Source organism: Kitasatospora sp. NPDC023120 (assembly GCF_055560835.1).
Map to the genome: position 1 here is coordinate 49,259 of NZ_JBVHHY010000012.1, position 20,448 is coordinate 69,706.

Below are 20,448 nucleotides of genomic sequence, written 5' to 3' on the forward strand. Positions count from 1 at the left end.
TGCGAGGACCTGACAGCACGGCAGCCTATCCGTACAAGATCACGAAACAGTGGCCCGCGGAGGTGGGGGTTCGAGGACGGAGCCCTACGGCCGGCTGAGTCGCCAGACCTGCTCCTCGCCGCTCTCGGCCGGGGCCAGCGCCTCGGAGGGGCGGCGCAGGCGGACGGTGAAGCCGAGGCGGGCCGGGACGGCACCGCTGGCGCGGTTCGCCGGGTCGTGGACGATCTCGACGTGCTCCACCCCGGGCAGGTGGAAGGCCTGCTCGACCAGGGCCGCCGCGGCGCGGGTGGCCAGGCCGCGGCCGGTGGCGGCGGGGTGCAGCCAGTAGCCGATCTCGCGGACGTCGTCCGGGGTGGACTCACGCCGGTGCAGTCCGCAGGCGCCGACGACGGCGCCGTCCAGCACGATCGCGTAGGCGAAGTCCTGCCCGCTTGCCCAGCGCTCCGCCCGGGCAGCCAGGTACTCGGCGGTCTGGGCGCGACTGTGCTCGGCGACCCACGCCATCCACGGCCGCAGGTGCTCCAGCGACTCGTCGATGACGGTGAAGAGCTCGGGGAGGTCCGCCTCGCCGGCGAAGCGGCGCAGCGTCAGCTCGCCCAGCGCGATGACGGGCTGGGGGTATTCCGGATGGTCCATGGAGAGAGGATGGTCCGGGTCCGTCTCATCCGGCAACAGGTTTGGGCGGCTCCGGCGGGCGGCTCGCGGCACGGGGGGTGTGCCGGGTGCGAGCGCGGTGGAGCAGGGCGCCGAGGCCGGCCGCCGTGCCCGCGACGACGAGCAGGGCGGCGTCGAAGAAGCCCGCCAGGGAGAAGTCGAAGCGGCCCGCGGCGGCGGTGGCGGTGAACTCCGGATCGACCAGGCCGCCCGGGTCCTCGGTGACGCTGACGTGCTCGCCGACGGTGTCCCGGGCGCCGCACTCCACCGAGTCGTCGCGCTGCGGGGTGCCCTCGTAGCGCACCTCGCACCGGTAGGTGGTGGTCTTGCCGTGGCTGACCCGGATGCCGGTGACCGTGCCCGGGTGCGCGACGCCGCGCATGCCGAGCACGGTGGCCTGGGTGGCGTCCAGGCTCACCAGCGGAACCGCGATCAATGGGACGGCCGCCAGCGCCAGTGCCAGGAGCCGCAGCGGCCGCGCCTGGCAGAAGCTGAGCAGGGCGTGGACGAGGCCGAACATCGCCAGCAGGACCAGCACCAGCGAGGGCACCAGCAGCCACGGCCCGCACGCGCCCAGTGCCCCGCCGAGCGGCAGCAGCACGGCGGCGGCCGGGATCCACAGGGCCGTGAGCAGCGGACGCCGCGGCCAGGGCGGGTTGTCCTTCCCGTCCCGGTCGCGCCGCTTCCGCAGGCCCGGGGCGGAGGTCTCGCTTCGCGTCACGGGGGGAGATCCTGCCAGCCCGGCCTTGCGGCGGTGCGGGCGCCCCGTGCCCTTCGGGTCGCTTCCCCCGGGCATGGGCTCCCTCGGTCAGACGCCCTCGCCGACCGGGCCGGGCAGGACGGACGTGGCGTGCCGCCGCAGCAGGACGGCGGCCTCGCGGTCGGTGACCTCGTGGAACTCGCCGTACCAGGGCCCGGCGGCGTGCGCGTAGCGGGGCAGGTGGAGGCAGACCAGCTCGTCGACCTCGTTGCGCAGCTCGGCGGCGAGGCGGGCGTCGCAGACCGGCGCCGCGAGGACCAGCCGGTCCGGGCGTTCGGCGGCGACGGCGTGGACCGCGGCGCGGACGGTGAGCGCGTCGGTCAGCCCGTCGGAGACCAGGACGGCGGTGCGCCCCCGCAGCGGGTGCCGCGACCTGCCCTGGCGGTAGAGCGACTCGCGGCGGTGCACCTCGACGCGCTCGCGCTTGACGCTCGCGCCGAGCTCCGCCGCGGTGACACCGAGGCTCTTCAGGGTGTACCGGTCGAACAGCGGCGGGTCGCCGTCGGCGATCGCGCCGACCGGCTGGTCGTGGCCGGGGACGACCAGCGGCCGGACCACCGAGGCGTCGAGCGGGGCGTCCAGCGCCTCGGCGACCTCGGCGGCCACCGGAAGCCCGCCGGGGGCGAGGCCCAGGACCACCACCCGGCGGCGTTCCCGGACGTCGAGGAGCGGGACGAGCCGCTGGGCGAGCTGGTGCCCGGCGGTGCTGCGGTCGAGGAATCTCACGGACACGTCGTCCTCCTCGGGACGTTCTCGGGAGGGCACCTATGCCTCCCACTGGGCGGCTTCCCCGTCCCGCGCCGCTCTAACGTCCGCAGGAAGCAGGAAGCAGGAAGCAGGAAGCAGGAAGCAGGAAGCGGGAAGCGGGAACCGGGAGGCGCGGCTCGGCAGGGCGCGCGCGATGATGGTCCCGACGGCGCCCCGCCGTCCCGACCGGACCGGGAGCGAGCCATGCCACGGCCATCCGAAGAACCCCGGGAGCCCACCGGGGGAGAGGCGTCCGGCGCCTTGCGCGTCTCGGTGGTCGACGACGGCCCGGTGCGGATCGTCACCGCCGCCGGGGAACTGGACCACGACACCGCGGACGGGCTGCGCGCCGTGCTCGCCAGGCCGATGGCGGACGGCTTCGCGCTGATCGTGGTCGACCTCGCGGAGCTGCGGTTCTGCGACTCGACCGGACTGAACGTGCTGCTCCGCGCCCGTCTGGACGCGGAGGCGGCCGGAGTGCGGCTGGAGCTGGTCGGTCCGAGCCCCGTGATGGCGCGGCTGTTCGCGATCACCGGCGCCGACCGCGTCTTCCGGATCCACCCCGACGTCGGCTCGGCGCTCAAGGCAGCCGGGCCGGGCACCCAGGGACCTTCCGACGGCGCCGCGGCCCCGCCCGGGCCGGTCTGAGGCGGCCGGCCGTGGACCGTCCCGGCGCCGACGGGCTGCCCGGCCCCGAGCAGACCAGGCGGCTGATGCTTGAGGGCAGCTCAGGCGCGGTGCAGCGCAGCCGTGAGTTCAGCCGGCAGGCGCTGCTGTCCTGGCACTGGCTGCCGACTGCCGACGAGGAGCGGCGGCTGGTGGTCGAGGACGTCCTGCTGATGGTCTCGGAGCTGGTCACCAACGCCTGTCTGCACGCCCCCGGCGGTCCGCGCGAGCTGCGGCTGCGGTGGAACGGGGACCGGCTGAGGGTGGAGGTCGCGGACGCCAGCCCGGTGCCGCCGCGGCTGCGCCCGTACGCCGACCCGGGGCGGCCGGGCGGGCACGGGTTGCGGGTGGTGGACCGGCTCTCCCGGGCCTGGGGCTCGCAGCCCGAGGACGGCGGGAAGCTGGTCTGGCTGGAGGTGCCGGCCCCGCCGCCGCCGGGCTCCGGGCGGGCGTGACAGCAGCGGGGCGATGGCGGGATTCCTCGCCCCGGGGCGTTTCCGGCCGCCCGTACCGGATAGCCGCGTGGTCGGAGGCATCGGCGGGCGGGAGAACCATGGGCTCCCACCGGCAGACGGCCCGGACCGAGCGGGAGGAGCCCGCAGCCATGACACAGAGACCGCCGAAGTCCGGAGCCCCGGGTGCCGACCGGCTCGAGGGACTCACCGTCACCGACCGGTCGTGGGCCCTGGGCACCGTGCTCGTCCTCCACGGCGAACTGGACCTCGACTCGGCCGCCGACCTGCGGGCCGCCGTCGACCGGGCCCTCGCCGGGTCCGCAGGCGTGATCGTGATCGACTGCGCCGGGCTGGAGTTCTGCGACTCCACCGGGCTCAACGCCCTGCTCCGGGCCCAGGGGCGGGCCGAGGCCGAGGGGAGCCGGATCGAGCTCGCCCGCCCCAGGCCGCTGATCCTGCGCATGCTCGAACTCACCGGGATCGCCGATGCCTTCCCGGTCCGGGAGACCGTGCCGGGCTGACCCCACCGGGCCGACCCCGCCCGGCGAGGCTCCCGGCCGCCGCCGCAGGGCCCGCGGTGGCACAGTGGGAGCAGGGCGGCGGACCTGCCGCCCCCGCAATCGGGGTGCCCGGACGGCGCACCCCGGCCGTGCGAGCGATCCGGACGGTGGACGGATGGACGAGCACCCGGTACCCGCCAGCCAACCCGTACCCGGCAGCCACCCGCTGCAGGGCGGCGCCGCGGCCGACCCGGCCGAGCAGGCGCTGCGGCAGCTGCTCGCCGGGCTGACGGCGGTACGCGACGGGGACTTCCGCACCCGGCTCACCCCGGACCGCCCAGGGGTGCTCGGGGAGATCGCCGAGGTCTTCAACGGGATGACGGACCAGCTGGCCCGGGTGACCTCCGAGGTGACCAGGGTGGCCCGGGAGGTCGGCACCGACGGGCGGCTGGGCGGTCAGGCGCAGGTGCCGGGGGTCGCCGGGACGTGGCTGGAGCTCACCGACTCGGTGAACGCGATGGCCGGCAACCTGACCTGGCAGGTGCGGAACATCGCCCAGGTGACCACGGCGGTGGCACGCGGGGACCTCACCCAGAAGATCGAGGTGGACGCGCGCGGCGAGATCCTGGAGCTGAAGAACACCGTCAACACCATGGTGGACACGCTCTCCTCCTTCGCCGCCGAGGTGACCAGGGTGGCCCGGGAGGTCGGTACCGAGGGCCGGCTGGGCGGCCAGGCGCAGGTGCCGGGCGTCGCGGGGACGTGGCGGGACCTGACCGACTCGGTGAACGCGATGGCCGGCAACCTGACCTGGCAGGTGCGCAACATCGCCCAGGTCGCGACGGCCGTCGCCGAGGGCGACCTCACCCAGAAGATCTCGGTGGCCGCGCGCGGCGAGATCCTGGAGCTCAAGACCACCATCAACACGATGGTCGACCAGCTGTCCTCCTTCGCCGCCGAGGTGACCAGGGTGGCCCGGGAGGTCGGCACCGAGGGCCGACTGGGTGGTCAGGCGGACGTCCGGGACGTCTCCGGTACCTGGAAGTCGCTCACCGAGTCCGTCAACGTCATGGCCGACAACCTCACCGCCCAGGTCCGCGCCATCGCCTCGGTGACCACCGCCGTCGCCGAGGGCGACCTCACCCAGAAGATCCGGGTCGACGCGCGCGGCGAGATCCTGGAACTGAAGGAGACCATCAACACGATGGTCGACCAGCTGTCGTCCTTCGCCGACGAGGTCACCCGGGTCGCCCGCGAGGTCGGCACCGCCGGGAACCTGGGCGGCCAGGCCACCGTGCGCGGCGTCTCCGGCACCTGGAAGGACCTCACCGACAACGTCAACGTGATGGCCTCCAACCTGACCGGCCAGGTCCGCTCGATGTCCGAGGTCGCGACCGCCGTGGCGCGCGGCGACCTGTCCCGGAAGATCACCGTGGAGGCCAAGGGCGAGGTCGCCGCCCTCGCCGACGCGATCAACACCATGGTCGACACCCTGTCCGCCTTCGCCGGCGAGGTCACCCGCGTGGCCCGCGAGGTCGGCACCGAGGGCATCCTGGGCGGCCAGGCCCGGGTGCCCAACGTCGCCGGGACGTGGAAGGACCTCACCGACAACGTCAACTTCATGGCGCACAACCTGACCAGCCAGGTGCGCAACATCGCGTCGGTCACCACCGCCGTCGCCGAGGGCGACCTGACCCGCAAGATCGACGTGGACGCGCGCGGGGAGATCCTGGAGCTCAAGACCACCGTCAACACCATGGTCGACCAGCTGTCCTCCTTCGCCGCCGAGGTGACCAGGGTGGCCCGCGAGGTCGGCAGCGAAGGGCGGCTCGGCGGCCAGGCGCGGGTGGAGGGCGTCTCCGGCACCTGGAAGCGGCTCACCGAGAACGTCAACGAGCTGGCCGGCAACCTGACCCGGCAGGTCCGGGCGATCGCCGAGGTCACCAGCGCCGTCGCGGCCGGCGACCTGACCCGCTCGATCAGCGTGGACGCCTCCGGCGAGGTCGCCGACCTCAAGGACAACATCAACGCCATGGTCGAATCGCTGCGCGAGACCACGCTCGCCAACCAGGAGCAGGACTGGCTGAAGACCAACCTGGCCCACTTCTCCGCCGCCATCCAGGGCCGCCGGGACATCCGCTCCGTCGCCGAGATGATCACCGACGAGCTGACCCCGCTGGTCGGCGCCCAGTACGGCGCGTTCTTCCTCGCCGAGGAGAGCGAGGCCGGCGCCGAGCTGGTCCTGATCAGCGCCTACGGCCGCCCCGCCGGGGAGCACCGCCGGCTGCGGCTGGGGGAGTCCCTGGTCGGCCAGGCCGCCCGCAGCCGGCGCAGCATCCTGGTGGACGACCTGCCGCCCGGCTACGCCACCGTCGCCTCGGGCGCGGGCTCCGGTGACGCCTGCTCCCTCGTCGTGCTGCCGATCGCGCTGGAGGAATGGCTGATCGGCGTCATGGAGTTCGCCTCCGTCCGCCCCTTCACCCAGGTCCACCGCGACTTCCTGGACCAGTTCGCCGAGGCCTGCGGCGTCAACATCGGCACCTTGCTGGCCAACGCCCGCACCGACGAACTGCTCGGCGAATCCCAGCGGCTCACCGCAGAACTCCAGTCCCGCTCCGGGGAGTTGCAGGAAGGACAGGAGGAACTGCGGCGCTCCAACGCTGAGTTGGAGGAGAAGGCCGCCCTGCTCGCCCAGCGCAACCGGGACATCGAGGCGAAGAACCTGGAGATCGAACAGGCCCGCCAGGAACTGGAGGAACGCGCACGGGAGCTGACCCGGACCTCGCTGTACAAGTCCGAGTTCCTGGCCAACATGAGCCACGAGCTGCGCACCCCGCTCAACAGCCTGCTCATCCTCGCCCAGCTGCTCGCCGAGAATGCGAGCGGCAACCTCACCCCCAAACAGACCGAGTACGCGGGCGTGATCCACTCGGCCGGCACCGACCTGCTCCAGCTCATCAACGACATCCTCGACCTCTCCAAGGTGGAGGCGGGGAAGATGGAGCTCACCCCCGAACCCTTCGCGGTGCGAGAGCTGCTGGAGTACGTCGAGTCCGGCTTCGAGCCGCTCGCCGACCAGAAGGGCCTCGCCTTCGAGGTCACCGTCGACCGGGACGTCCCGGAACGGATCGTCACCGATCAGGCCCGGCTGCGCCAGGTGCTGCGCAACCTGCTCTCCAACGCCGTCAAGTTCACCGACAGCGGCCGGGTCGAGCTGCGGATCCAACGCGCCGAAGGAGCGGAGCTGCCGCCCGAACTCGGCCGGGAGCAGGAGGCGGTTGCCTTCCACGTCGAGGACACCGGGATCGGCATCGACCCCGCCCACCTGGACGCCATCTTCGGAGCCTTCCAGCAGGCCGACGGCTCCACCGCGCGGCGCTACGGCGGCACCGGCCTCGGCCTGTCGATCAGCCGGGAGCTCGCCCGGCTGCTCGGCGGCGCCATCAGCGTCCGGTCCACCGCCGGGCAGGGCAGCTGCTTCTCCCTCTACCTGCCGCTCGGCCGGCCCGAGCAGCGGTCGGGCGAGGACCCGCAGGACGCGCCAGGGGTCCCGGAGGAACCGGCTGCGGAGGCCCCGTCCGCTGCCGGCCCGAGCGCGGACGGCCCGAGCGCGGACGACCCGCTCACCGGGCGGACCGTGCTGATCGTCGACGACGACGTCCGCAACGTCTTCGCGCTCACCGCCGCCCTGGAACAGCACGGACTGACCGTCCTGCAAGCCGGCGACGGCCGCGCCGGGCTCGACCTGCTGCGCGCCCACCCCGAGACCGACCTCGTCCTGATGGACGTCATGATGCCCGGTATGGACGGTCGCGCGGCCATCGAGGCGATCCGCGCCGACGCCCGCTTCGACCGGCTGCCGGTCGTCACCGTCACCGCCAAGGCCATGCCCGGCGACCGGGACCGCAGCCTGGCCGCAGGCGCCGACGACCACGTCACCAAGCCGGTCGACACCGCCCACCTGCTCGACCGGATGCGGACCTGGCTGGACGCGTCATGACGACCGACCTCCCGGACCCGCCGTGACCGCTGCGCAGGGGCCTGCGGACGACGCGGCACGGCAGCCCGCGGACGCCGCCCACGTCACCCGGGCCCTGGCCGAGGCCGTCCGGCGGCTGCAGGGCGCCGTCGTCCGCACCCACGCCGAGGCGCGGACCAGGGCCGCCGTCGACCTCGCCACCGGCATCCTGGCCGAGCGGCTCGGCCTGCCGATCACCGAGGCCGCCGCGCACCTCGCCCGGCTGGCCCGGGAGGCGGGGGTGCCGGTGGTCGCGCTGGCGGCGGAGATCGCGGGGCTGCCGGAGCCGGAGGCGGGGGCCCGTGGTGCCCTCGCCCCGGACCCGCTCGACACCGGTCCGCCCGTCGCGCCGGCCCTCGCCGCCGCGCCCGACCTGCAGCGCGCCGCCGAGGCCGTGCTGGACCAGACCGGCGCGGCGCTCGGCGCCCGGGCCGTCGCCGTCTGGCTGCGGCTGCCCGGCGGAGCGCTCGCGCTCGCCGCGCACGCCGGGCTGTCCGCCGACGAGGCCGCCGCCTGGGACCGGGTGCCGCCCGGCGTGTCCACCCCGGCGCAGCGGGTGGTCGACGGCGGCGCGGAGCTGTGGCCCGGCGAGCCGGGGACCGACGCGCCCTCGGTGGGTGCCGGATCCGCATCCGCCCGCGCCGTCCTGCCGCTGCTCGACCGGGGCCGCCGCCTGGGGGCGCTCGAACTGCTCTGGTCCGGCCCCGCCCCGGAGATCGGACCGGCGCAGCGCCGCCGGCTGTACGCGCTCGCCGACCTCTGCGCGACCCTGGTCGGCCCCTCCCCGGAGTCCGCGGCGGCCGAGGTCTCCGAGGTGCCCGAAGTGCCCGAGGAGGCCACCGCCCTGCTGGCGGGCCTGCTCACCCCGGCGCTGCTGCTGGAGCCCGTCCTCCGGGACGACCGGGTCGCCGACTTCACCGTCCGCCGGGTCAACGCCCGGTTCCGTGACCCGCTCGGCCGCCCCCGGGAGGCCGTGGAGGGCGCCTCGCTGCTGGAGACGTACCCGGTCGCCTGCGCCGCCGGGCTGCTGGACCGCCTGGTCCGGGTGTACGAGACGGGGGCGCCGCTGTCGGCCGAGCCCGTCCGGCTGGTGTTCCGGGACACCGGGCCTCCCGTCCCCGCCGCCGTGCCACCGGCCGTCCCCGCCGCCGTGCTGCTCACGGTCGTCCCGCTCGGCGGCCGGCTGCTGGTCTGCTGGGAGCCGGCCGACGAACGGGCCGGGGACGACGAGCGGACGGACCTGCTGCGCCAGGCCCAGCGGTTGGCCCGGGTGGCCGGGTTCGAGGAGCGTCCGTCCGAGGGCCGGGTCCGCTGGAGCGACGGGCTGCGCGAGCTCTACGGGCTGCCGCCGGACGCGGCGCCGGTGCCGCTGACGCGGCTCGCCCGGCACACCCACCCGGACGACCGTGCCGCGATCCGGCGTCTGCTGGACACCGTCCGGCACCGCCACCGCACCGCCTCCGCGGTCGTCCGACTCAACCGGCCGGACGGCACCCACCGCTTCATCCGGGTGATCGCCGAGCCCGTCCTGGACGACGCCGGGCGCCTCAGCGCGATCCGCGGCGCCTACCACGACGTCTCCGCCCAGCACTGGACGGAGGTCGCGCTCGGCGCCACCCGGGAGCGGCTCGCCGACAGCGAGCAGGAGTCCGCCGAACGCGAGCAGCTGGCGCTGCGCCTCCAGCAGGCGATCCTCCCGGCCGCGCCGCCCCCGCTCGGCGTCACCGGAGTGCACGCCGCCGTCCGCTACCGCCCTGCGGCCAAGCGCGACCGGGTCGGCGGCGACTGGTACGACGTGCTGCCGCTGCCCGACAAGCACGTCCTGCTCGCGGTCGGCGACGTGGCCGGGCACGGCGTCGGCGCGGCCACCGGGATGGTCGCCCTGCGGCACGCCCTGCGTGGCCTCGCGGTCACCGGCGCCGGCCCGGCCCGGCTGCTGGAGTGGGCCAACACCGTCGCGCTGCGCGAACCCGGTCAGGTCACCGCGACCGCGGTCTGCGTGCTGCTCGACCCGGTCGGCGGCGGGCTGCGCTGGGCCCGGGCCGGTCACCTGCCGCCGATCCGGCTCGGCGCGGACGGCGCCCAGGTGCTGCCGCTGCCGCACGGGGTGCTGCTCGGCGCGCTGGACGACGCCCGGTACGAGGAGCGCACCGCCCGGCTCGACCCCGGGGACGTCCTGCTGCTCTACACCGACGGGCTGGTCGAGCGCCGGGACCGCCCGGTCGAGGAGTCCGTCGAGCAACTGATCCGCGCGGCCGGAGCCCCCGGCCCGGACCTGGAGCAGTACCTGGACCGGCTGCTCGAGCTCAGCCCCGCCGACACCGGCGACGACACCTGCCTGATCGCCGTCCAGACCGAGTAGGGCCTGCCCGGCGGGCCGTTACGAACGGCGCGGCCCGGGTAGGCGCGACCTGTCGGGGGCCGAGGGTCCGACTACAGGACGGGAAGGAATCCCCATGATGCTGCTGGGACTTCTGCTGATGTCGGCGTCCGGCGCGTTCGTCGGGCTGCTGATCGCGGACAACCTCTCCGGTGGGCCCGACTACCAGGTGACCATCCTGGGCAACGACCTCGTGACGATGAACAGTCTGGGCATCTTCCTCTCCGGTGTGGCGCTCGCGCTGATCTTCTGCCTCGGCCTCGCACTGATGCGGTCGAGCCGGCGGGCCGCGCGTCCGGTGGGAGCGACGGGACCGGTGCACCGCCGGGCGCGCCACCACTGGACGGGCTACCGGGAGTTCGAGCCGGAGGAGCCTGAGGAGAGGGCCGCCGAGCCGGCAGAGCCGGTCGCCGAGCGGACCGCCCAGCGGACCGCCGAGCGGACCGCGGAGCCGGCCGCCGAGCCGGACCGGCGGGAGACGACGCCACCGCCCCGAGGCCGGATCCGGCACCTCTTCGGACGCTAGCCACCGGCCGCCGCGCCGGTACGGAGGAGGGCCGATCGCATGTCGGGGGCCCGGACGCAGTCCGCCCGCCGAGCACCGTCCGTGCGCGGGGAGGCACGGGCGTTGCGGCTGCCGCTGGCGGACCGGCCCGGGGGAGCGGCCGAGGCACGTGCCTGCACCGCCCGGTTCCTGGCCGATGTGGCCGACCGGGGGGTGGTCCGGGACGCCGTGCTGCTGGTCTCGGAACTCGTCGGCAACGCGCAGCGCCACACCAGCGGCCCCCGGGCGCTGCTGCTGGTGCGGGGAGCGGGGGTGCTGCGGATCGAGGTCAGCGACTCCAGCCGCCGCCCACCGGTACCGCGGGCGCCGTACGGGTCGTACCGGACGAACGGCCCGGAGGGCTCGGATGGCTCGTACGGGTCGGAGGGCTCGAACGGGTCCGACGGAACCGGAGGAACCGGCAGCTCGAGCGGCTCGGGAGCCTCGGGAGGCCTCGGACTGTTCCTGGTGGGCCGGCTCAGCCGGTGCTGGGGCTGGCGCCTCCTGGGAACGGGCAAGGCGGTCTGGTGCGAGCTGCGGGTGCCCCCGTAGCGGTGCCCACGTAGCGGTGTCCCCGCAGCGGTGTCCTCCGCGCCCAGCCGGGTAGGTGCCCGAGTAGCCGGGGAGAGCTCGATCAGCCCGGGAAGGCCGCCGCGGCGCGCCCGTCTGCCACGGCAAGCCCACTCACGACGAAAGCCCATCCACCACGGGAGGCCACCATGGACCTCGCGTTCCTCACCCCCCTGCTCGACCGGCCCGGACCCTGGGCCAGCGTCTACCTCGACACCGACCGCGCCACCGAGGACGCCGTCCGGCGCCGGGCTCTGATCGATCGCGCCGCCGTGCACCGGCTGGCCGAGGCCGGCGCCGACGAGTCGAGCTGCGAGGCCGTCCGCGACCACCTGGCCGCCGAGCCCACCGCGGGCTCCCCGCCAGGGCGGGCGCTGTTCGCGGCGGACGGCGAGGTGGCCCTGGACGTCCCGCTCGTCGTCTCCCCGCCGGACGTCGCCGCCACCTGGGCGCCGCTTCCGCACACCAGCCCGCTGGTCGGCCTGCTCGACGACGCCGCGCCCGCCTGCCTGGTCGCCGCCGTTGACCGCACCGGCGCCGCGCTGGAGCGGTACGAGCTCGGCCGCAGCGCGCCGGCCGGCACGGTGGAGGGCCCGCAGTGGCAGGGCCGGGGGCACCGCGCCCCGCCCACCGACCGCTACGAGTGGCACTACCGGCACCGGGTCGAGGACACCTGGGAGCGCACCGCCGGGATCATCGCCGACCACCTCGCCCGGGTCTGGCCGGACAGCGGCGCCAGGCTGCTCGTCCTCACCGGGGACGTCCGCGAGCGCCGGGCGGTCCACGACCGGCTGCCGCGGCAACTGCAACCGCTCACCGTCGAACTGGACGGCGGCGGACGGGCTGACGGGATCGCCCGCGAGGCCTTCGACCGGCGGGTGACCGAGGCCTGGGACGACCACCGCGCCCGCCACCTGACCGAGGTGCTGGACGCCTACCGCACCGCGGTCGGCCGCCCCGGCGAGCACGGCACCGACGCCGCCGGCACCCAGACCGCGCCCGGTCCGGCCGCCCGGGGCATCCCCGCCGTGGTGAGCGCAGCCCGTCAGCACCAGCTCTCCGCACTGCTGCTGCAGGCGAGCGGCCACGACCCGGAGCGCCCGGTGTGGACCGGCCCCGAGCCTGAGCACATCGGCGTCCACCGGGCCGACCTGCGCGACATGGGCGTCCCCCACCCCGAACAGGCCTCCGCCGCCGACGCCCTGCTGCGCGCCGGTGCGGCCTGCGGCGCCGAGGCGCTGCTCGTCCCGGACACCGTCCCCGGCCCGCCCGGCGGCCTCGGCGCAGTGCTGCGCTGGCCCGCCTGAGGGTCTGGCACTAGCGCTCGGAGCTGCGCGGCAGGACCGGCTTCACGTCCAGCACCGGGGTGCCGTCGGTGGCCTCCAGGTCGCCGACCCGCAGCCGCAGGCCGTCCGGGTGACCCGGTGCAGTCCGATGGGGTTGGTGTTACGCCAGGCGTTCCACGGCCAGGGCCAGTGCGCGGTCGAGGGCCTCCCCGGCCTCGCACGGGACGTCGGGGCGGACGCCGGTGCCCTCCCAGTTGGTGCCGGAGACGGGGTTGACCGCGCGGGCGACCGGCACGCTGAGTTCCAGGTGCGGGTGGACCGTCCAGCCGTCGCGCGGATGCGCGCCGCCCCGGGTGGTCTCCCCGACGACCTCGGCGCGGCCGAGCTGCTGCAGGTCGTAGGCGAGCTCCTCGGCCGCGGAGAAGGTGCTCCCGCTGGTCAGCACGTAGAGCGGCTTGCTGCCGCCGAAGCGGGCGCCGGGGACGAACGCGGGTGTCCAGGACTGCTCGGCCACTTCTCCCTGCTTCGAGAGCATGGTGTTGAGGTGCGTGCGGCCGTCGAGCAGGTAGCCGCAGACGAAGGCGACCGTGTTCGGGTCGCCGCCGACGTTGCCGCGCAGGTCCAGGATGAGGGCGCGGGCGGGGGCCACCAGGGAGAGCGCGGCGGCCAGCGGCTGCGCCGCCCAGTCCAGCGGGAACAGCAGGGGTGCGAGCTCCAGCACCGCGACGCCGCCGTCCAGGAGCTCCACGCGCGGGGCGCCGCCCAGGGAGGTGTCGAACTTCCGCCGCGCCGCGGCGAACTTCGCTTCGCCCTGCTCCGGCGGCACGGGTATGGCGTGGTGATGGAGGGCCAGGTGCAGGTCGCCGTTGACGGACCGCAGGTCGGCGGTGACCGCTTCGGCCAACTCCTCGGCGGTTTCCACCCGGTAGGAGCCCTCGGCACTCCGGCGCCGCAGCAGCGCCGCCAGCTGCCGGGCGGCGTCGGGGAAGACGTAGTGCTCGGAGACCAGGTCGGCGATCGACTCGACGACGGCGACGGTGTCCAGTGCGGGCAGCGATGTGGTGGAAGTCATGGGAGGGAGTAGACCAGCCGGCTTGCCAAAGCGTCAACCGTATTTAACGCTTGATGGTGTGAGCCATGAACCGGATGAAGACGTCCAGCGGATCAGCACCCCGCTGCAGCACACCGCACTCGCCCACCCCCTGCGCCAGCGCCTGCTCTTCGCCCTGAGCAGGCAGCCGTCGACGATCAGCCGGCTCGCCGCGCAACTGGGGGTGAACAAGGGCAGCGTCTCCCACCACCTGAGGGTGCTGTGCGAGGCGGGGCTGGTCCAGGACGCCGGAACGCGACAGGTGCGCGGCGGCACCGAGAAGTACTACCGGCGGGCCGCGGAGCGCCTCCTCGTCGACGAGCCGCAGGCCGAGGGCACCGCCGCGCTGTTCGGCGCCGTCGCCCAGGAGCTGGACCGCTCACCCACCGACCACCTCCTGACCCTGCGCCACCTCCGGCTCAGCCCGGCCAAGGCGGCCCGGCTCGCCGAGGCGCTGGCCAAGCTGGTCGACGAGACGGAGGAGGACCCGGAGGGCGAGCCGGTGCACGGCCTCCTGGTGACGCTCTACCAGCAGGCCGGCCCCACCCCGCGAACCACCGGACGCCTGAGCCCCCAGGCTTGAGCGACCCGCTTGGGCAGCCCGCCTAGGTGACTAGCCAGGTCGGCTCGAGGGGGATCACGTGCCCGGTGAGGGACCGGACGTCTGCCGGGACGTCGGCTCGGGCGAGGAGAGCGGGGAGGTGGTCGGCGGTGTAGGAGCGGTGGGCTTCGGGAGTGGACCAGAGCGTGGCGACGAGGAACCGGTCGGCGGCGAGGCGGATGACGGCGCCCGCCAGCATGCCCGCGGCTGCCCTCATCCCCGGGGCCCAGACGCCGCGTTGGACGTCCAGGAAGTGCCTGGCGCGGCCGGAACGGAGCCGGCAGTCGGCGACGCGCAGCGCGGTGGCGCGGGCGAGGGCGTCGGTGAGGGAGGCGGCCGCGCCGGGCATGGCGAGGACGACCGGGCCGGTGTCGACCCGGATGGACGTCCAACTGTCCTGCTGCGCCGCCTCGCCGGCGATCCGGTCGTGGCGCTCGCGCATGAACCGGGCGTACGCGGGCTCGTCGGCCCACAGGGCGAGCAGGAGGGCCCGATCGTCGTCCGATGCCCAGCCGCCGGTCTGCCCGACCAGTCCCGGCTGGTCGGAGACCACCGCCCAGCGACGCTGACCCGCGGCGAACACCTCACGCGCGCCGGGCCGGACCCGGCAGTCGATCCACTTGCCCCACATGGGGCCATCATGCCGCGCCGGACGGGGCGGGCGTCAATCGGACCCGGGTCGCGGCGGAAATCGGCCCAGGGACGTAGGCCGCGTAGCCGGAGCACGGCCGGATGCCGCGGAGTCCCGGCATTGCCGCCATCGTCTGGCGACCGTGTCGCGGTACGACTAATCCACTCCTGCGGGTGGTAGCGGCGTATCGATGCCGGTGAGCGCCGGTCGGTGCGCCTATAAAGGGGCCCGTCATGTTGATCAACTGATGGGCCCTCACCATGTTGCAGGCCGCTCTGCGGGTGCTTGCCGCAGTCTCGCTCGCTTCCGCCGTCTCCGCCGTCGCCGTCGCCCCGGCCGCCGCCGCCTCGCCGGCGGCGCCCGCGGTGCGGGCGGCTGCCGACGACGACCTGACCAGTCCCTGCGGGCCGGTCCGGGACTACCGCGCCTCGGACTGGTGGCGGACGACGACCGAGCCGCAGATCGCCCAGACGGTCGCGTCCACCGCGACGAACGAGAACTGGCAGTGGCGCGACGACGTCAACACGCTCTGGCGCGGCGACACCCGGGAGAACGTGGAGGACATCTTCAAGGCCGGCTTCACTCCCCGCGGTGAGGCGGTGACCCCGCTCGCCGAGTACATCGTCAAGGGCGGCGGGCAGAACAGCGCGCACCTCAGCACCAGTTGCGCGATGTGGGTGGCGCAGAAGTTCGCCACGTACGGGACCGCCAAGACGGGCTGGGTCTACGAGATCTACGCCCCCGGCGGCATCGACGTCAACGCCACCGCCCGCCTCAACAGCTACCAGTCCCCGTACCTGTGGAACAAGGAGATCGACTTCCCCGGCGGGGTCGGCGGCCGCTACCTCAAGGGCGCCTGCAAGTACCACCTGACCTACACCGACCCGGACACGAAGGTCAGCACCTTCGAGAACCTCGGCTGCAAGTCCAACCCCGACTTCGCGCCCTACCTGTAGCAGAGGGGCACCCCTCAGCGGGTGCCGACCGGGGGCAGCCGGTCCAGGATCCGCTCCATGCGGGCGGCGCCCTGCTCGGCTGGTCGCTCACCCAGCTGGCCGGTGCCGCCGGGCTCGGCGGTGACGGTCCGCTGCGGGGGAACTACGACCCGCTGACGGGGGAGGGGCGCAACGCGACCAACTTCAGCTGGTCGGCGGCGCTGCTGCTGCCGCTGCTGCGGGAGTGAGGCGGGAGCCGGCCGGCTTTGGCTCCGGGCCGTCCGACCAGGCATGATCGGGGCATGGTCGAACGAGTCATTGCAGCGTGTGACGGAGCAGCCAAGGGCAACCCCGGTCCGGCGGGCTGGGCGTACGTGGTGGCGGACGCCGCCGGGGCGCCCCAGCGCTGGGAGGCCGGTGCGCTCGGGCACAGCACCAACAACGTGGGCGAACTGACGGCGCTGCAGCGGCTGTTGGCGGCGACGGACCCGGCCGTCCCGCTGGAGGTGCGGCTGGACAGCACCTACACCCGCGACTCGGTGACCAAGTGGCTGAAGGGCTGGAAGCGCAACGGCTGGAAGACGGCGGCCGGCAAGCCGGTCGCCAACCAGGAGCTGATCCAGGCGATCGACGCGCTGCTGGAGGGCCGGGACGTCACCTTCGTCTACGTCCCGGCCCACCAGGTGGACGGCGACCCGCTGAACGCCATCGCGGACAAGGCCGCCAGCGACGCCGCCCGCACCCAGCAGGACGCCTCCGGCACCGGCGCGAACCTGCCCGAGCCGGACCCGGCAGCCGCCCCGAAACCCCGCACCACCCGCACCGGCACCCGCACCGGCACCCGCACCGGTGCCTCCGGTACGTCCGGCGCGTCCGGCACCGCCGCGAAGCGCACCGGCTCCGGCAGCTCCCGCACCCTCGCCGCCCGCTACCCGGGCACCTGCCCGTGCAGCCGCCCGTACGCCAAGGGGGACAAGATCACCAAGGTCGGCGGCAGCTGGGGCCACCCGGAGTGCGCCACCGCCCACGCCTGACGGAGACGCGAAACGGAGACGCGAAACGGAGACGCGAAACGGAGACGCGAAAGGCCGACCGCGGATGCGGTCGGCCCTTCGCGGCGGAGTCGGGCCGGATCAGCCCTCCTTCGTCATCTCCTTGATGTCCTCGAAGGTCATGCCGAGGGTGTTGTAGGCACGGGCCTGGGCCTCCGGGACGCCGAGCTTGGCGAGCTCCTTGAGCTGCGCGTCGGTCAGCGGAGCGGCGGTGGTGACCGGACCGCCCGCCGGACCGCCCGCGGTCGCCGGGTTGAAGCCGGGACCCGCGCCGGGGCCGGCAGCGAGGCCGAGCACCGCCTTGGTCAGGTCCTCGGTGGTCAGCTTGACCGCGTCGGTCGGGACCTGGACGTTCGGGGCAGCCTGGTCGAAGGCGAGCTTCACCGGGAAGTTGACGCCCGGGTCGATCTTGCTCGGCAGCTGGGCGAGGTCGAAGGTGGCCGAGGAGAAGGCACCGTTCTTCAGGTAGAGGTCGACGCCGACCTTGCGGTCCGGCACGTCGCTCGGGGCCTGGGACGGGAACTTCTTGAACTGCTGCGGGAACTTGTCCGCGACCGGCTTGACGGCCTTGAACATCTCGTCCACCAGCTGGCGGGCCGGGGCGCTCATCCAGATGTGGTCGGTGCCGTCCTTGCTGCCCTTGTCCTCGTACGTGACGGTGCGGGTGAGCACGTCCTTGAGCGAGTTGACGAGCTGCTTGACGGCCTCCGGGTCGGCGGTCGGCTTCGCGCTGTGGGCGGCCTTCTTGCCGTCGTCCTTCTTCGCCTGGTCGGCGAGCTCCTGGAGGTCGAGCTGGACCCACTTGCCGGCCAGCACGTCCTTGACCGCGCCCATGTCCGCCGGCATGTCCTTGCTGACGGCGTCGATCTCGGACGGGTCCTCGCCCATCAGCTTGAGCGCGCCCTTGGCGTCGACGTGCAGGTAGCCCTTGGCGTCGACCTGGCGGTACTCCAGCAGCGCGGTGCCGCTCCGGTCGGCGATCACGTAGGACACGCGCACCGACTTGTCGAGCGTCAGGTCGTTGTTCGGGGTCTGGCTCTTGGCGTTCTTGAACGCCTCGATCTCCTTGAGCGGCTTGTCGGCGGAGATCGCGACGGTGAACGAGAGACCGGACAGCGCCTTGGCGCCCTTCTCGGTCATCTCCTTCTCGGCGTCCTTGTCCGCGGTGGCCTTGTCGAAGGCGATGATCTGCTCGGGGGTGGCGTCGATCGAGAGCTTGAAGCCGGCCGACTTGCCGTCACCGACCTTGCCGAAGGCCTTGGACACCTTCTGAGCGGCGTTGAGCTGCTCGACGGTGCCGCAAGCGGTGAGACCGGTGGCGAGGACGGATGCGGTCACGGCGACGGGCATCGCACCGCGGGCGGCCTTGCGGATGGCGGTGTTGATGGTGCAACTCCTGTGGTACTGGGCCCGATCGGACGACCGGGCCTTCCCTCCCCTGTGGCTCGAAGCGCCACAGTGCATACACATGTGATCACATTATCAGTAGGCAGTCACACCATTATTTGGTGCAGGCTTTAACCGATATGGCCGAGAACGTCCCGCACTGGCCGGATCGTTTCGCTGCCGCCGGTGATGGTAGCGCTGCCGCATCCGTCCACCGAACCACGCACCCCCATGCCGAAGGATGGCAGAACCTTTGCCAAGAAGAGGTGTTCAGGGCCCGAGCACCTCCTGCTAGCCTCAGCCGGTTTCCTGCCGGGCAAGGTCGGCGGACATGACGGGGTAAGAGGTACCGAAAGCATGGCAATTCGCCGGGCGAAGCAGAAGGCCCAGGTCATCGAGAAGCTCTCGCAGGTGGCACCGCCTGGGGAGACCTTCATCGCGTGCGTGCACGTGGAGACCGGACCCAGCCCGTGGCTCAACATGGTCTTCGACGAGGTGCCGCTGCTCGGCCTGATCGTCGCGCTGACCCGCCGGTTCTACTTCCTGACGCTCACCAACAGCTCGATCGTGGTCAACACGGCCAGCCGCTGGACCAACCGCCCCGGTGAGGTGGTCGCGGTCTTCCCGCGGCACGCCTTCCCGGTCAACCGGATCAAGCGGGCCTCGATCTGGAGCTCGATGTACCTGCAGCTGCCCGGCAGTGACAAGCCGACCCGGCTGAACGTCCACCGCTACTGGCGGGTGGAGCTGGACCAGCTGAGCGCGGCCTTCCCGCCCGGGTCGATCGACCCGTCCTCGCAGCCGTTCGAGCTCGCACCGCAGGGCATGCCGTACCCCGGCCCGCAGGGCCAGCCCTTCCCGCAGCAGCAGCCGTACCCGGCGGCTCCGCAGGCGCAGCCGTACCCGCCGCAGCAGGCCTACCCGGCGGCCCCGGCCCAGCCCTACCCGCCGCACCAGCCGTACCCGCAGCAGCAGCCGTACCCGGCGGCTCCGCAGGCGCAGCCGTACCCGCCGCAGCAGGCCTACCCGGCGGCTCCGGCCCAGCCGTACCCGCCGCAGCGGTGACCTCGCCCCAGGCGGGCTGACCACGCCTCGGCCCCGGCTCCTTCGTGGGAGCCGGGGCCGATCGGCTTTCAGGCACGCCCTACGGCTGGGTCAGGATGGCGATGGCGATGACCACGACGCAGAGGACGAGCCCGAGCAGCACGCCGATCACGGTGGGCGTCAGCCGGTCCCGGAACTGCTTGGCCGGCCGGATGCGCTGCGTCGCGTGGGTGCTGTACTCCCACCAGTTCACCAGGCGCTGGAAGTTCACCTCGAAGTCCGGGGTCTGGTAGGCAGGGCTGGTCTGCAGGCCGGGCAGCGAGCGGCGCCGCCCGTCGGTGAGGAAGATCCGCGCCGCATGCGACACCGAGCCGTTGCCCTTGGTCTCCCGCATGTCGACCCAGCGGATCTCGTGCCACGGGTAGGTGCGCCCGCGCCCGAGGCCCCAGCAGACGGTGACGCCGTCGGCACCGACCCGGCTCCAGGAGCGCCAGCTCAGGACGAAGGCCGGGACGGCGAGCAGCAGTGTCCCGAGGACCAGCCAGAGCGCGCCCCAGGGGCCCATCTTCATGCCGCCGACGACGAGTTGGACCACGATCACCAGGAGTAGTGGGAGGAAAGTCGACCACGAGGGCCGGAACAGGTCTTTCCCCCGGAAGATCAGTTCGTTCACACGGCGCACATTACGCCTGCGCTCCGGGGCGGAGAAGGGGGGTGCGGACGTTCCCTGCGCCACAGCCGCGGCAGGTGGTGCGTCAGCGGATCCGCCGCCGGTGGCGCCGCAATAGCCCCATCTGGGTGGGAGGTGCTTCGCAGGTCAGCCCCCGTCGTAGTCGGTGGCGGCCAGGGCGGCCAGGCGACGCCCGTCCTGGGTGAGCGTCAGCAGACCGACGTCCATGGAGTCCCGGTTGAACCAGTCGTTGGACGCGTCGAAGGCGTATCGCCGCCGCGCTGCACGCCCGCTACGAATCCTGACCGGCCAGTCGGTCCACGAGCTGCCTGATCTTCTCCGTCATGCCGGTGAGCCTACGGCGCGTGTCGGCACGATCCGCTGCCGATGTCTTGCCAGGCGGCCCGACCCCTCCCTACCGTCGAATGGCGCAAGCTGACAGTCCGTCTCACAAGACGT

General features: G+C 73.7%; 20 protein-coding genes. 12 read left to right on the top strand and 8 right to left on the bottom strand.

The features are described 5' to 3' along the window. Positions 1-84 precede the first annotated feature (84 nt). From ACZ3TI_RS19125 to ACZ3TI_RS19135, 3 genes are all read right to left on the bottom strand, one after another. Complete coding sequence (locus ACZ3TI_RS19125) at positions 85-636, bottom strand: GNAT family N-acetyltransferase (RefSeq protein WP_465727552.1); 552 nt, start codon at positions 634-636, stop codon at positions 85-87. 25 nt (positions 637-661) lie between these two features. Continuing rightward, positions 662-1,375 carry a hypothetical protein gene (locus ACZ3TI_RS19130; RefSeq protein ID WP_465727555.1) on the bottom strand — a complete coding sequence of 238 codons (714 nt, stop codon included), beginning with the start codon at positions 1,373-1,375 and terminating at the stop codon, positions 662-664. Positions 1,376-1,462: 87 nt separating this feature from the next. Further along, on the bottom strand, positions 1,463-2,146 hold the full coding sequence (locus ACZ3TI_RS19135; RefSeq protein WP_465727557.1) for a phosphoribosyltransferase: 684 nt from the start codon (positions 2,144-2,146) through the stop codon (positions 1,463-1,465). 219 nt (positions 2,147-2,365) lie between these two features. Between ACZ3TI_RS19135 and ACZ3TI_RS19140 the strand changes: the two genes are divergently transcribed. From ACZ3TI_RS19140 to ACZ3TI_RS19175, 8 genes are all read left to right on the top strand, one after another. After that, on the top strand, positions 2,366-2,809 hold the full coding sequence (locus ACZ3TI_RS19140) for an STAS domain-containing protein (protein WP_465727559.1): 444 nt from the start codon (positions 2,366-2,368) through the stop codon (positions 2,807-2,809). 11 nt (positions 2,810-2,820) lie between these two features. Continuing rightward, complete coding sequence (locus tag ACZ3TI_RS19145) at positions 2,821-3,282, top strand: ATP-binding protein (RefSeq protein WP_465727561.1); 462 nt, start codon at positions 2,821-2,823, stop codon at positions 3,280-3,282. Between the two features lie 149 nt (positions 3,283-3,431). Continuing rightward, entirely contained in the window at positions 3,432-3,803 is a 372-nt protein-coding gene (locus tag ACZ3TI_RS19150; protein ID WP_465727563.1) for an STAS domain-containing protein, read from the top strand. Between the two features lie 154 nt (positions 3,804-3,957). After that, on the top strand, positions 3,958-7,782 hold the full coding sequence (locus ACZ3TI_RS19155; protein WP_465727565.1) for a HAMP domain-containing protein: 3,825 nt from the start codon (positions 3,958-3,960) through the stop codon (positions 7,780-7,782). Between the two features lie 22 nt (positions 7,783-7,804). Further along, complete coding sequence (locus ACZ3TI_RS19160) at positions 7,805-10,162, top strand: SpoIIE family protein phosphatase (protein ID WP_465727567.1); 2,358 nt, start codon at positions 7,805-7,807, stop codon at positions 10,160-10,162. Positions 10,163-10,256: 94 nt separating this feature from the next. Continuing rightward, positions 10,257-10,706, top strand: a complete 450-nt coding sequence (locus tag ACZ3TI_RS19165) for a hypothetical protein (protein WP_465727569.1) — start codon at positions 10,257-10,259, stop codon at positions 10,704-10,706. A gap of 39 nt (positions 10,707-10,745) precedes the next feature. Next, positions 10,746-11,276 (top strand): hypothetical protein, encoded by a 531-nt coding sequence (locus ACZ3TI_RS19170; RefSeq protein ID WP_465727571.1) that lies wholly within the window; start codon positions 10,746-10,748, stop codon positions 11,274-11,276. Positions 11,277-11,443: 167 nt separating this feature from the next. Continuing rightward, positions 11,444-12,601 carry a baeRF2 domain-containing protein gene (locus tag ACZ3TI_RS19175; RefSeq protein WP_465727573.1) on the top strand — a complete coding sequence of 386 codons (1,158 nt, stop codon included), beginning with the start codon at positions 11,444-11,446 and terminating at the stop codon, positions 12,599-12,601. Positions 12,602-12,740: 139 nt separating this feature from the next. On the opposite strand, the gene ACZ3TI_RS19180 is transcribed toward ACZ3TI_RS19175, so the two are convergent. Then, a complete protein-coding gene (locus ACZ3TI_RS19180; RefSeq protein WP_465727575.1) occupies positions 12,741-13,652 on the bottom strand; it encodes a S41 family peptidase in 912 nt (303 codons plus the stop codon). Positions 13,653-13,710: 58 nt separating this feature from the next. Between ACZ3TI_RS19180 and ACZ3TI_RS19185 the strand changes: the two genes are divergently transcribed. Next, positions 13,711-14,253, top strand: a complete 543-nt coding sequence (locus tag ACZ3TI_RS19185; RefSeq protein ID WP_465727577.1) for an ArsR/SmtB family transcription factor — start codon at positions 13,711-13,713, stop codon at positions 14,251-14,253. 22 nt (positions 14,254-14,275) lie between these two features. On the opposite strand, the gene ACZ3TI_RS19190 is transcribed toward ACZ3TI_RS19185, so the two are convergent. Beyond that, complete coding sequence (locus ACZ3TI_RS19190) at positions 14,276-14,902, bottom strand: DUF4937 domain-containing protein (protein WP_465727579.1); 627 nt, start codon at positions 14,900-14,902, stop codon at positions 14,276-14,278. Positions 14,903-15,162: 260 nt separating this feature from the next. Between ACZ3TI_RS19190 and ACZ3TI_RS19195 the strand changes: the two genes are divergently transcribed. Further along, the gene (locus tag ACZ3TI_RS19195) at positions 15,163-15,858 is read left to right on the top strand and encodes a scabin-related ADP-ribosyltransferase (protein WP_465727581.1); all 696 of its coding nucleotides are present in this window, start codon (positions 15,163-15,165) and stop codon (positions 15,856-15,858) included. 281 nt (positions 15,859-16,139) lie between these two features. Further along, positions 16,140-16,871, top strand: a complete 732-nt coding sequence (locus ACZ3TI_RS19200; protein WP_465727583.1) for a ribonuclease H family protein — start codon at positions 16,140-16,142, stop codon at positions 16,869-16,871. 99 nt (positions 16,872-16,970) lie between these two features. On the opposite strand, the gene ACZ3TI_RS19205 is transcribed toward ACZ3TI_RS19200, so the two are convergent. Next, positions 16,971-18,227: a hypothetical protein gene (locus ACZ3TI_RS19205; RefSeq protein ID WP_465727585.1), complete on the bottom strand. Its 1,257-nt coding sequence runs from the start codon at positions 18,225-18,227 to the stop codon at positions 16,971-16,973. Between the two features lie 405 nt (positions 18,228-18,632). Between ACZ3TI_RS19205 and ACZ3TI_RS19210 the strand changes: the two genes are divergently transcribed. Beyond that, positions 18,633-19,340 (top strand): hypothetical protein, encoded by a 708-nt coding sequence (locus ACZ3TI_RS19210; RefSeq protein ID WP_465727587.1) that lies wholly within the window; start codon positions 18,633-18,635, stop codon positions 19,338-19,340. Between the two features lie 79 nt (positions 19,341-19,419). Here ACZ3TI_RS19210 and ACZ3TI_RS19215 read toward each other — a convergent pair whose 3' ends face one another. Together ACZ3TI_RS19215 and ACZ3TI_RS19220 are read right to left on the bottom strand one after the other, a co-directional pair. Then, positions 19,420-19,992, bottom strand: a complete 573-nt coding sequence (locus ACZ3TI_RS19215) for a PH domain-containing protein (RefSeq protein ID WP_465727589.1) — start codon at positions 19,990-19,992, stop codon at positions 19,420-19,422. 144 nt (positions 19,993-20,136) lie between these two features. Next, positions 20,137-20,289 (bottom strand): DUF6183 family protein, encoded by a 153-nt coding sequence (locus ACZ3TI_RS19220; protein ID WP_465727936.1) that lies wholly within the window; start codon positions 20,287-20,289, stop codon positions 20,137-20,139. Positions 20,290-20,448: the final 159 nt, after the last annotated feature.